We start from the raw sequence: 12,513 nt of genomic DNA, 5'->3' as shown, positions 1-12,513 counted from the left end.
CCATGAGGTGATTGCGTGGAACAGCTCATTGAATTTATATTTAAACATTGGTATTTAGTCATTATTGCGATAACCTTTCTGTATCAACTTCAGAACAAAGGGCGGCGAGCGAGTCAAAAAGCGACGAGAATGGGCATGCCCACATTTGGTGAGCCGCCTAGCCAAGCTCAGCGGCGTCCTGAGGCAAGGGAACTGGAGCGGAAGGTAGTTGAGTCAACCCAACCACTCGGAAGCTTACGAGACGAATTCGGTCGTTCTAGCGCCGCGCACAACGCAGCGTCTAATCCAAAGAAGAAAGTCTCTCCTTTCGGTTCCCCTAAGCAGGGGAATTTAGATAGCTCACCTGTCTATGCAGGCGATCTTACACTCGCAAGCCCTTTTCCAGAGTCACCTAGTCAAGACCAGCTTCTGCAAGGAGTTGTGTGGGCTGAAATTCTTGGTCCTCCAAGGTCGAAAAAGCCTTATCGCAAATAATAGCCACAATAGCAGGCGCCACTTCGAGCAATCGGAAAGGCGCTTTTTGTTTTCCAGTTTTTTCACATAAATCCGGTGCAAACCGCATAATTTGGTAGAAAGCTATGCGACTTTTCTGTCGTTATGATCATCTAGTTAGAGGGGGTAGTGCCCAGCTATGCGTCGCTTGAGCCGCAAATGGAACCAGTTCACGGCCAAAATTCTGGATCTTCCCCAGGATGTGGTGCAGGACTTGCCGCGCATCACGATGATTGGCAACGTGCAGCTTTATGTGGAGAATCACCGGGGCGTACTCCATTTTTCCAGTGAAAACCTAAAGCTTGAATTAACAAAAGGGACGCTAGAAGTGTTCGGTAAAAACTTGGTCATTCGAGCCATTCTCTCAGAGGAAGTTTTTATTGAAGGCTTGATCGACGATGTCAGATACATGCCATAGATGAACGACTGGGAAGGGGTGCAGGGTTATGAAACAATCGATGTTCATTGCCCGTTTGCGCGGGTATGTGCGCATTCAAATTCGGGGGAATGGGTGTGAAAGGTTGATTAATCCCATGATGGAGAAAGCGTTCTCCATTTGGGATATTCAAGCTACCAAGGATGGCAAGCTAGAGCTTAATATTCTGATTAAAGATTTCTTCAAACTTAAGCCGCTGCTCAAACGGACAGGCTGCCGGATGCATGTACTAGAGCGGTACGGGCTTCCTTTTTTTATGGAAAGATTGGGGCGTAGGAAGGTTTTTCTGGGCGGAATAGCTGCGTTTATTATTGGAATATACCTATTGACCTCCCTAGTCTGGCAAATCACGGTGGAGGGCAATGACCGCATCTCAGAAGCGGAAATATTACAGGCAGCCTCCAAACAAGGCATACATGTGTATCAGTGGAAATTCAGGCTGAAAAAGGCTGAGGATCTATCGCGGGAGATCCAGGGCATGCTGCCAGGAACTGCATGGGTTGGTGTTGAGATACGCGGTACACATATCACGATTAAAGTCGTTGAAGCGACGATACCGGATAAACAGGATCTCAAGAATCCGCGGAATCTAGTTGCTGCAAAAAATGCGCTTGTCACAGAGATTTTATCCGATAAAGGGAAACCGATGGTGAAGCCAAATACGTATGTGAAAAAAGGGGACGTGCTTATTTCGGGTACGATCGGAGATGAGCAGAACAGTCAAGTGGTCGTTGCGAGTGGCAAGGTAAGAGGTATTGTTTGGTATACCTCCCGAATTGAATCCCCGCTTACGAAAACCTATAAAGCATATACGGGAGAGGCAACTAATCGTAATTATTTTGTTTTCGGTACGAGAGCTTTACAAGTAAGCGGCTATGGGAAGTTAGGTTTTGAGCATTTTGAAACGATTCCAGAGCGTAAAACACTGGCCTGGCGTTCTTTCACGCTACCTATCGGCTGGTTGCATGAAAAGGTTATGGAAGTTGAAGTCGTAGAAGAACCTATAGATCCTGCGATCGCTAAAAAGACAGGCCTGGAGCAAGCTAGAGCGAAGCTGCTCGGGGCTGCAGGGCCTGATGCTAGAGTCGCAGGTGAAAAAATTTTGCATGAAAAATCAGAGAATGGTAAAATTTATATAGACGTGCATTTTGAAGTCGAAGAAAATATCGCCGAAGAGCAACCAATTGTCATACGAGGAGAATGAGACCTGTTGGTAGAAAACGCACAATCCGTCAAGCTAACATTGAAAAACCCAGCCGAAGGGCTGGCATTGTTTGGTCCCCAGGACAAATTTCTGCATGTGATTGAGAGAGAGATTAACGCGCAAATTTTTACGCGTGAAGCCGAAATAACGATTCAAGGTCCGGCTGCGGAAGTGAATTCGCTTCAGCAGCTTTTTGAGGTTCTTCTGCAGCTCATCCGCAATAACTACACGTTGACAGAGCGGGATGTACTGTATGCCGTTGAGCTCGCTAAGCAGATGAAAGCGGATCAATTGCTAGATTTGTTCAAAGGTGAGATTACGACAACACATCGTGGTAAACCGATTCGCGTCAAAACGATTGGACAGCGGAAATACGTAGAGACGATTAAGAAGAAAGATATCGTTTTTGGAATTGGACCTGCGGGCACAGGCAAAACGTATTTGGCTGTCGTACTCGCGGTTACGCGTCTGAAAGAAGGCGCTGTCAAAAGGATCGTTTTAACGCGGCCAGCTGTTGAGGCAGGAGAAAGCCTGGGCTTTTTGCCTGGCGATCTACAGGAAAAAGTTGACCCCTATTTGCGCCCATTGTATGATGCTCTTAATGATGTCCTGGGACCTGATCAGGTAGCGAAATCATTAGAACGTGGACTGATTGAGATTGCTCCTCTAGCGTATATGCGCGGGAGAACCTTGGACGATTCATTTATTATTCTGGATGAAGCCCAAAATACGACACCTGAACAAATGAAAATGTTTCTGACACGGCTCGGTTTCGGATCCAAGATGGTCATTACCGGTGACGTGACACAAATTGATTTGCCACGCGGCAAATCGTCAGGACTTGTAGAAGCTGCTCGAATTCTCGATGGAATTGAGGAGCTTGGCTTTATTTACTTTGATGAGCAGGACGTTGTGAGACATTCACTCGTTCAGAAAATCATTGTGGCCTACAATGCTGAAAAGGATAAGTAACTGTGCTGGTTTGTCAGGTAGAGAGGAATGACCTTCCGTGATGAAAAATGAAGTGCAAATGAAAGGTAAATTTCATTACCAGCTGAACGGATGGAAATACAGTACCGGAATTCGAATACTGTTGTTTCTCTTGCTGGCTTTAGTTTTCTATATATCTCTTTATGCAAAGCTCGTTCCTCAGGTTTATGACATTGAGTTAGGAACAACCAGTGAAACAACGATCTATGCGCCAAGACAAATTGAGAACGCTATAGCGACGGAACAAGCGAAAGAAGATGCGGCCAAGCGGGTTCAGCCTGTTTATCGCATCGTAAATCTCAAAAATGATACGATGATTGACGCCATTTATGATAAATTATTACAAATTAATGCAGATGAAGAAGTGAAGTTCGATGATAAAGTAAGCATTTTCCGTCGTGTGATTCCTCAGTTAATCAGTGATTTGGAAAATCAGTCGATCAAGTCGCTCAGCACAAGCGGTCAGTACAATGAAACACTGATTGAGCAGATCCAACAGGGTCTAGCTGAGCAGCAGTATCCGCTGCCTGAGGAGTCTTACTTCAAGCTTCCAAGGTTGACCAAAGAAGACTTGACGGCCATGCGTCCTGTAACCAAGGATATCGTTACGAAACTGATGAACGATCAAATTCTTGACGCTCAGACGGCAAGGGCCAAAGTCGCCGAAATGGTGAACACTTCGAACTTGGCTAAGAATACGATGCGAGAAATGGTTACAGAGATTGCCCGGGCAGTCATCACACCGAATAAGTTCTTTGATCAGAAGGGTACGGATGATGCCAAAGGACAAGCTAGGGAGAATGTTAAACCGGTGTACATCAACAAAAATGATGTGCTTGTCAAGGTTGGGGATGTCATCACCGAAGAGATTTATGCAAGATTGGACAAACTGGAATTGCTCAAAAGCAAAGCGAATCACTTGCCGCAAATTGGTTTAGTGATCCTCTCCGCCTTATTGTCTTTTGTCGTTTCTATGTTCGTCCGGCAGAGCCTGCTTGCGATTAAATACAATAATTCTCAGCTTCTGATGCTGATCTTGATTTTTTTAATTAATATCACGTGTATGAAAATCATCTCACTTGTCCAGAACTTGGACTATCCGTTTATCGGTTATCTAGCTCCCACTGCATTAGGAAGTATTCTGATTGCCATTTTATTGGATGCACCGCTGGCTTTTATTTCATCGGTCTTATTCTCTCTAATGGCAAGTATTATTTTTAATGCGGAGCATACGCTTCTTTTTGACTTCCGGTACGGGTTAGTGTCCTTGGTTATTTGTTTCAGTGCTGTATTCACGATTCAACGAGCTAGTCAGCGTGCTACGATCTTGAAAGCTGGCTTAATGATTGCCTTTTTCGCGATGCTTACGATCACATCCATGCTGCTTATGGAAGATCATTTTCAGCAGCGCGAAGCGATCATGTCTCTTTCTTTTGCCGCTGCCGGTGGATTGTTAACCGTTGTCTTCGTTATTGGCTTGCTTCCGTTCTTCGAGGTTGCCTTCGGAATTCTTTCTCCACTGAAATTGGTGGAGCTTTCGAACCCGAATCATCCCTTGCTGCGGAAACTGCTTACGGAGACTCCGGGAACGTACCATCACAGTGTCATGGTTGGTAATTTATCAGAGGCGGCTGCTGAGTCCATCGGCGCAGACGGGCTTCTCTGCAGGGTCGGCTCTTATTATCACGATATCGGTAAGACCAAACGTCCGAGTTATTTTATCGAAAATCAGACCAATATTGAGAATCCGCATGATCGCATCGATCCGAATTTAAGTAAATCCATCATTATCGCCCATCCGCGTGATGGCGTTGAGATGCTTAAAGATTTTAAGATGCCCAAAGCGATCAGAGATATTGCCGAACAGCACCACGGTACAACGCTGCTGCACTTTTTCTATCATAAAGCGGTGAAACAAGCCGAAGAAGAAGGCAGTGAGAAGGAAATCCGCGAAGAGGACTTCCGTTATACAGGGCCTAAAGCCCAGTCGAAGGAAGCCGCTATTGTAGGGATTGCTGACAGTGTTGAGGCAGCCGTTCGTTCACTGCGCAATCCGACTTTGGAGCAGATTGATTCCATGGTGCACAAAATCATCAAATCCAGGTTAGACGATGGTCAATTCAATGAATGTGACATCACTCTAAAGGAATTGGATAAAATCGCCAAAACATTGAATGAGACCTTGCTTGGTATTTTTCATGCGAGGATTGAGTATCCAAACGAACTGTCGCCTAAGAAAACAGGGACATAAAGAATTGACAGGAGGGTGCCGTATATGGCAAGTATGGATTTAACGCTAGAGTGGAGCAGCGAGCAGGAAGTGAAAGATATCACGCCAGCTTTTATAGAGAAAATCGAGGAGCTGCTGCGGTTAGCCGGCGAGCTTGAAGGCGTTACAGCTGGTGAAGTTGCCCTTACGTTCGTCGATGATGAAGCGATCCAAGAGCTAAACAAGCAGTATCGCGATCTGGATAAACCAACAGATGTGCTGTCTTTTGCCATGACCGAGTTTGGCGAAGATGAGATTCAGATTAATTATGAAGATAATGAGCTGAATAGCGCTGAAGGACCTGACGATGATGAGACGGTGTCTGAAGCATTCATTGAACCGCTTGGGGATATTATTATTTCGGTACCGCGCGCAATTGCTCAGGCTGAAGACTATGGACATTCCGTAGAGCGGGAACTTGGCTTCTTGTTCGTTCATGGATTCTTGCATTTAATTGGATACGATCACCAAAGCGAAGACGAAGAGAAGATTATGTTTGCTAAGCAGGAGGACATTTTGCAGAAGGCAGGTTTAACCCGCTAATGACAAACGGCTTCCGTAAATGGCGCAGAAGCTTCCGGTATGCCTACGAAGGAATCAAATATGCCTTAGATACGCAGCGCAATATGAAATTCCATTTTTGCGTTGCTTTTCTTGTTTTGTTGGCTGCTTTGTTTGCACGATTGCCCAAAACGGATATCCTATTTATCTTGTTAGCCGTCACCTTAATGATTGTTACAGAGCTGATCAATACGGCTGTGGAAAAGACGGTGGACCTGGCGATGCCAGAACGCCATCCGTTAGCCAAAATCGCAAAGGACGTCGCTGCGGCGTCCGTCTTGGTGTCTGCAGGTTTTGCAGTCATCGTTGGGATGATTGTTTTCTATGAACCGATTGATCAGCTTCTACGTGAATCTAGGACGCAGGATACGCAGGTATCCGCAGGGACGATTTGGATACTTATCTCCTTGGTTATTTTGACCGTCATTGTTATCGAAACACGTTTCTCGGACAAAGGGAAGCTAGTTCGCCCAAGTTTATTGACGGCGATAGCTTTCTCAATATCCACAGTTATTGTCATATTCGTCTCGCAGACAATTGTTGCGCTGCTTGCTTATACGCTCGCTGCACTTATATTTATTATGCTGTACGACAAAAAGACCCGTCCTTTTCCTGCGCTTTTTCTAGGCGCACTTATTGGCACAGTTGTCACAATCCTAGCTTTATCCTGTCTAAACATGTTATAACGTTACTAATACAGAAAGAAGGATGATGGCCATGAATCAACAAGAACTCATTCAACACGCTAAAGAAGCGATGAAGAGAGCCTATACGCCATATTCCCATTTTAACGTTGGCGCGGCTTTACTGGATGCGGATGGTCATGTTCATTACGGCTGTAATGTGGAGAATGCCGCATATGGACCTACGAACTGTGCTGAGCGAACTGCGCTTTTCCGCGCAATTGCAGACGGGCACAAAGCAGGTTCCTTCCGAGCCATTGCCGTCATGGGCGATACGGAAGCCCCGATTTCGCCTTGCGGCGTATGCCGGCAGGTACTGGTTGAGTTATGCGGGCCGGATATGCCGGTTTATCTAGGTAATCTCAAAGGAGATTTTGCAGAAACAACGGTTTCCGCTTTATTGCCTGGCGCTTTTACAACGAAAGATTTGCATTCAAATGGAGGATAATTAGAAGTGGCTAAAAAAGAATTTAAATCAGGCTTTGTCGCAATCATCGGACGTCCGAACGTTGGGAAATCAACGCTAATGAACCAAATCATCGGACAAAAAATCGCCATCATGTCTGACAAGCCTCAAACAACTAGAAACAAGATTCATGGTGTCTATACGTCAGCAAATGGCCAGATCGTCTTCTTGGATACGCCGGGAATTCACAAACCGACTTCCAAATTAGGTGATTATATGAGTAAAGTTGCTCATGGCACCCTTGGAGAGGTAGATGCTGTGCTTTTCCTTGTTGATGTGGTTGATGGAATTGGCGGCGGCGACAGATATATTATTGAACAGTTAAAGCACGTTGAAACACCGGTTATTTTGGTATTAAACAAAATTGACCTTGTACAGCCAGAAGCTCTGCTTGCTATCATTACCCAGTACAAAGATCTATATAATTTTGCAGAAATAGTACCCGTTTCCGCGCTTAAAGGCAATAACGTAACGACACTTTTAGAGCAAATTATTAAATATTTGCCTGAAGGACCTCAGTACTATCCAGCCGATCAGATTACTGATCATCCAGAGCAGTTCGTGTGCGCGGAGCTTGTTCGCGAGAAAATACTGCATTTGACCCGCGAAGAAATCCCGCATTCCATTGCTGTCCAAATCGAGGATATGCGTGTTGAACCTAATGGTGTTGTGCATATTTCAGCGGTTATCTTTGTTGAACGCGATTCCCAGAAAGGTATCGTAATTGGCAAACAAGGAAGCTTGCTCAAAGAAATCGGCAGGCAAGCCCGTAGGGATATTGAAACACTGCTTGGCTCCAAAACCTTTTTAGAACTTTGGGTAAAGGTGAAGAAAGACTGGAGAAATCAAGACAGAGTGCTGAAGGATCTAGGCTTCCGACACGATTAATTTGAGATTTCCTAAGTGTTCCAGTTATTTGTCCGCATAGAGAAGCTTTCTCTGCACATCCTATGAACATCACGTTCGATGGGGAGGATGCTGAACATGAAAGACTTTTCGTGGACGTATTTTTCAAAGACCGGTGATGTAGACGCCTACCTTTTGTACAAACAAGTTACCGGGCAACCCGGCATGGACACGGATGTACAGGAAGAGGATCAAAGTAATGAAGAGCCGCTCGAAGGTCTGAATTTGTAAGTGAACAATTTCGTAAACTCAGAGCGGCACACATGGGGGAAATCATTTGCTGCGTAGTGTACAGGGGATCGTACTCCGTAGTATGGACTATGGAGAGGGGAACAAGATCATTAGTCTGTTCACCCCCGAGCTAGGTAAGGTTGGAGTCATGGCTCGGGGTGCGAAGAAAGTGAAAAGTAGACATGCCGCCGTTACGCAGCTTTTTACGTACGGCGATTTTGTTTTTTTTAAAACTCGTGGTCAGATGGGATCATTGAATTCTGCGGAAATTGTCGAAGCTCATCACGCGTTGCGAGAAGATTTGCACATGTCTGCGCATGCCTCTTATTTGGCCGAAATGACGGACCGCATGCTAGGTGATGAAGAAGGCAGCACGTATCTGTTTGAACAGCTCAAAGCAGGTTTAATGGCGATTGAAGAGGGCAAGGATATGCAAATCGTTGTTCACCTCTATGAAATGAAAATGTTTGAGTTAGCTGGTTATCTGCCTGTTACGGACGCTTGCGTTTCTTGCGGCGAAACCACGGACATCACTCACTTCAGCCCTTCCATGGGCGGAACTCTGTGCAACAGATGTCGTTATAAGGATACCGTCGCAATTCGTGTTGGGGAAGGCGCGCTCAAGCTGCTTAAATTATTCCCGCGCATGGATATGCGCAGACTCGGCGCTGTTCAGGTCAAGGATGAAACGAAAACGCAGCTTAAAACATGTATGAGGACTTATATGGATATACATATCGGAGTGAAATGGAAATCAAGAGACTTTATCGAACAAATGGAAAAATACAATATATGAACTTGGTCTAATTTGACATGTGTTGTTCGCTTTGATATGATGTGGTGGAAAACACCTCGCCTTTGTGCTGTCCGCATATCGGTGAGTTTTTTTATGCTTATGTTCTGTTCAAATCTACTTTACATACAAATGCTAATGTAGGGCCTAGTCCCTGCTGATATGGTTGAAAGGGGCTATAGGAAAATGGATCATCCATTACCTACTCGGGTTTATGTCGTTTCTGACTCTGTTGGGGAAACAGGGGAGTCTGTTGTACGCGCTGCTGCCATGCAATTTCATCCGGTTCCTGTGGAGATTGTAAGAGCGCCATTTATCCATGATATCGAAGGCATCGATAAAGTGATTAATGCGATTCGCATTCATGGCGGTATCGTTGTCTTTACCTTGGTCATACCGGAATTGCGTGACGATCTTATTGCCAAAGCCAAAGAGCACGGTATCCCGCATATTGATCTTCTTGGACCTGTGGTGAACACTTTAGGGCAGGCGCTGCGCCAAGAGCCGCGTAGACAGCCAGGTATGATTCATCCGCTCGATGAGGACTATTTTAAAAAGGTTGAGGCGGTTGAATTTGCCGTTAAATATGATGATGGCCGGGACTTTAGCGGTATTCAAAAAGCAGATATCATCCTACTTGGCGTGTCCCGCACATCCAAAACTCCTTTATCCATGTATTTAGCCCACAAAAGGTTTAAAGTGGCTAACGTACCTTTAGTGCCAGAGATGCAGCCTCCTGCTGCTATCTATACCGTTGCAAAGGATAAAATAATCGGACTTCGGATCGATCCGGATAAGTTGAATGTTATTCGCCAAGAACGGCTTCGCACACTCGGACTTGCAGAAAATGCAACCTATGCGAATGTGGAACGTATAAAAATAGAACTGGCTTTTGCTGACAAAATTATGAGCAAAATCGGTTGTGTGATCTTCGATGTCTCAAATCGCGCTGTTGAGGAAACGGCAAGTTTGGTAATGGATCATATTGAACGGGTTCAATAAGGTTTTATGTTTCTACTTGCAGGATTTTTTAGAAGTTCATCGTATATAATAGTACGGTGAGATTTCGTGAAAAAAGGGCGTGGGCTGAACCGAATGGGTACGAGAAATATAATCGTTGATGCCGATGCTTGTCCCGTTAAAACTGAAATAGAAGAAGCAGGTAGGCAGTTCGGTGTACAAGTTGTGCTAGTTGCTTCGTTTGATCATCGAATGAAAGAGAATCCAGGCGTTAAGGTCGTGCAAGTGGATCGCTCCGATCAATCCGTTGATTTGTACATCGCCAATCAAATTAAATCTGGTGATATTTTGGTGACGCAGGATTTCGGTCTCGCAGCGCTTGGGTTAGCGAAAGGCTCGTATTGTTTGACGAATCGAGGTCAGGAATATACGGACAGCTCGATAGATTTCTTATTGGATCGTCGTCATACTTCAGCAAAAATGCGAAGATCGGGCAAGCATTCGAAGGGTCCAAAACCCTTTACAGACGAGGATCGTAAATATTTTCTACATGGTTTGACAAAACTTTTAAAAAAATTGCAGGAAATCGAAATTGAATAGCGAATAGTACTTAGTCGGAAAAGCGACCTGAATTGTGGGTGGAAATAACATGAGGTACGGACGCATACCTGAAGAGGTCATTGAGGCTGTACTGAAACGCCATGACATCGTTGATGTGATTGGCAGGCACGTACATTTGAGTAAACAAGGGCATTATATGAAAGGGCTATGTCCTTTCCATTCAGAAAAAAGTCCTTCATTCACAGTCACGCCGGAAAAACAAATATATCGTTGCTTCGGGTGCAATGTAGGCGGGAATTTAATTCGTTTCGTCATGGAAATAGAAGGCCTAAGTTTCTCAGAAGCCATTACTAAGCTAGCGGAAGAAGCGGATATCCCCATAACGTGGGAAGAAGCGTCCGAGGAACAGAACGAACAGCAGCAAGAGAAAGTAACCCTGCTGAAAGCTTATGACTTTGCAGCTAAACTTTATCATTATATCTTAGGCAATACAGAGCAAGGCAAAGTGGCTAAAGGGTATTTGGCTTCAAGAGGAATTTCTGATAAGCTGATCGATACGTTTCAAATCGGTTATGCCCCTGCGATGTGGGATACGTTAGTCCAGCAACTCGTGAAACGAGAGTTCGATCTTACGCTAATGGAAAAAGGCGGATTAATTTCGGCCAAACACGAAGGATCTGGCTACGTGGATAAATTCAGGGAGCGCATCATGTTCCCCATTTGCGATGCTGCCGGCAAGGTAATTGCGTTTGGCGGGAGATCAATGGGCGATGCTCAGCCCAAGTATCTCAATAGTCCCGAGTCTACTCTTTTTAATAAAAGCAGAACCATGTACAATCTTCACTTGGCTAGACCTAATATGCGAAAACTGCAGCAAGCGGTCCTTTTTGAAGGCTATGTAGATGTCATCAAAGCTTGGGAAGCAGGGATTAACAATGGGGTCGCCACGATGGGGACTGCACTAACGAAAGAACACGCGGCGCTGCTGAACCGCAACGCCGACCAAATCGTCGTATGTTATGATGGCGATAATGCAGGACAGTCGGCTGCTTTCAAAAGTATTCCGATCCTAGAAGAGACAGGAAGCCGAGTTACCGTAGCGATGCTGCCGGATGGTAAGGACCCTGATGATTACGTAAAACAATATGGTTTTGACCGATTCGTGCGGGAGATTATTGAACCTGCCGTACCATCGATGAAATATAAGCTTTTGTACATCCGCAAAAATTTTAAGTTGCATGAGGACGGTGACCGACTTCGTTATCTGCAATCCGCTGTGAAGTTAATTAGTGAACTACACTCTCCGATGGAACGCGAACATTACTTGAAGCAGTTGGCTTCTGAATTCCCAGATTCCTCATATGAGGCGATGAAGTTAGACCTTCACGAAATCTTGCTGCAATCGGAAAAAAACCGACCGGATGGGGATAATAAACCAATTCTGTGGAATAATGTTATGAATAATGGGAGAACAGCGGAACGAACACGCAAGAAAACGCCTTCGCTTTTGCCAGCTTATCACAATGCTGAACGATTGATTTTGGCTGTTATGATGCATGATCGCGATGTTTGCGCACATGTTGAAGAACAGTTAGGAGATCAATTCAACGTTGAAGCTCACGCAGTCTTAGCTGCTTATTTATATGCTTACTACGCTCAGAATGCTGAGCCGGATGCAAGCCGATACATTGCCATGCTGCAAGACGAACAGCTGGAGAGCTTGGCCAGTTCCATCGTTATGATGGGAGCGGGTCATGGAATCAACGAACAAGTGATTGACGACTATATTCGCCAAATTCGTAAAGTTCCAATGCAAGAAGAGATTGAACGTAAGAAAGAAGAACGTGTTCGCGCGGAGCGCGAAGGCGACCATCTTCGAGCAGCACAAATTGCAGTTGAAATTATCGCCCTAGAAAAACGATTGAAGTCAACGTAGAGCTACTGAATTGACTAGGGAGGAG

At 45.1% G+C, this 12,513-nt stretch carries 13 protein-coding genes and 1 pseudogene; all 14 read left to right on the top strand.

The window, feature by feature from the left end:
* Window positions 1–15 precede the first annotated feature (15 nt).
* On the top strand, window positions 16–474 hold the full coding sequence (locus AC58VC_RS10925) for a YqfB family membrane protein (protein ID WP_497368775.1): 459 nt from the start codon (window positions 16–18) through the stop codon (window positions 472–474).
* A gap of 157 nt (window positions 475–631) precedes the next feature.
* Window positions 632–910 carry a sporulation protein YqfC gene (gene yqfC, locus AC58VC_RS10920; RefSeq protein WP_157321660.1) on the top strand — a complete coding sequence of 93 codons (279 nt, stop codon included), beginning with the start codon at window positions 632–634 and terminating at the stop codon, window positions 908–910.
* A gap of 28 nt (window positions 911–938) precedes the next feature.
* Window positions 939–2,132, top strand: coding sequence for a sporulation protein YqfD (yqfD, locus tag AC58VC_RS10915; protein ID WP_497368774.1), 1,194 nt, complete (start codon window positions 939–941; stop codon window positions 2,130–2,132).
* A 6-nt stretch (window positions 2,133–2,138) separates the two neighbouring features.
* Window positions 2,139–3,104 (top strand): PhoH family protein, encoded by a 966-nt coding sequence (locus tag AC58VC_RS10910; RefSeq protein WP_497368773.1) that lies wholly within the window; start codon window positions 2,139–2,141, stop codon window positions 3,102–3,104.
* A gap of 40 nt (window positions 3,105–3,144) precedes the next feature.
* Entirely contained in the window at window positions 3,145–5,373 is a 2,229-nt protein-coding gene (locus AC58VC_RS10905; RefSeq protein ID WP_497368772.1) for an HD family phosphohydrolase, read from the top strand.
* 33 nt (window positions 5,374–5,406) lie between these two features.
* Window positions 5,407–5,934 (top strand): rRNA maturation RNase YbeY, encoded by a 528-nt coding sequence (gene ybeY / locus AC58VC_RS10900; protein ID WP_497369018.1) that lies wholly within the window; start codon window positions 5,407–5,409, stop codon window positions 5,932–5,934.
* Entirely contained in the window at window positions 5,934–6,638 is a 705-nt protein-coding gene (locus tag AC58VC_RS10895) for a diacylglycerol kinase family protein (protein WP_497368771.1), read from the top strand. Before ybeY ends, AC58VC_RS10895 begins: the two co-directional genes overlap by 1 nt.
* A 13-nt stretch (window positions 6,639–6,651) precedes the next feature.
* Window positions 6,652–7,083, top strand: a pseudogene (locus tag AC58VC_RS10890) (cytidine deaminase); the annotation flags it as partial.
* Between the two features lie 6 nt (window positions 7,084–7,089).
* Window positions 7,090–7,989 carry a GTPase Era gene (gene era / locus AC58VC_RS10885; RefSeq protein ID WP_161406093.1) on the top strand — a complete coding sequence of 300 codons (900 nt, stop codon included), beginning with the start codon at window positions 7,090–7,092 and terminating at the stop codon, window positions 7,987–7,989.
* 96 nt (window positions 7,990–8,085) lie between these two features.
* A complete protein-coding gene (locus AC58VC_RS10880) occupies window positions 8,086–8,238 on the top strand; it encodes a YqzL family protein (RefSeq protein ID WP_127451872.1) in 153 nt (50 codons plus the stop codon).
* Between the two features lie 46 nt (window positions 8,239–8,284).
* Window positions 8,285–9,034, top strand: coding sequence for a DNA repair protein RecO (recO, locus tag AC58VC_RS10875; protein ID WP_497368770.1), 750 nt, complete (start codon window positions 8,285–8,287; stop codon window positions 9,032–9,034).
* A 183-nt stretch (window positions 9,035–9,217) separates the two neighbouring features.
* On the top strand, window positions 9,218–10,033 hold the full coding sequence (locus tag AC58VC_RS10870) for a pyruvate, water dikinase regulatory protein (RefSeq protein WP_145656981.1): 816 nt from the start codon (window positions 9,218–9,220) through the stop codon (window positions 10,031–10,033).
* Between the two features lie 93 nt (window positions 10,034–10,126).
* Window positions 10,127–10,591 (top strand): YaiI/YqxD family protein, encoded by a 465-nt coding sequence (locus tag AC58VC_RS10865; protein ID WP_497369017.1) that lies wholly within the window; start codon window positions 10,127–10,129, stop codon window positions 10,589–10,591.
* Between the two features lie 49 nt (window positions 10,592–10,640).
* Window positions 10,641–12,488 (top strand): DNA primase, encoded by a 1,848-nt coding sequence (gene dnaG, locus AC58VC_RS10860; protein WP_497368769.1) that lies wholly within the window; start codon window positions 10,641–10,643, stop codon window positions 12,486–12,488.
* Window positions 12,489–12,513 lie beyond the last annotated feature (25 nt).

Source organism: Paenibacillus sp. J22R67, from assembly GCF_059692175.1.
The sequence above is the reverse complement of the archived record's forward strand: the minus strand, read 5'-3'. Positions and strand labels throughout refer to the sequence as shown.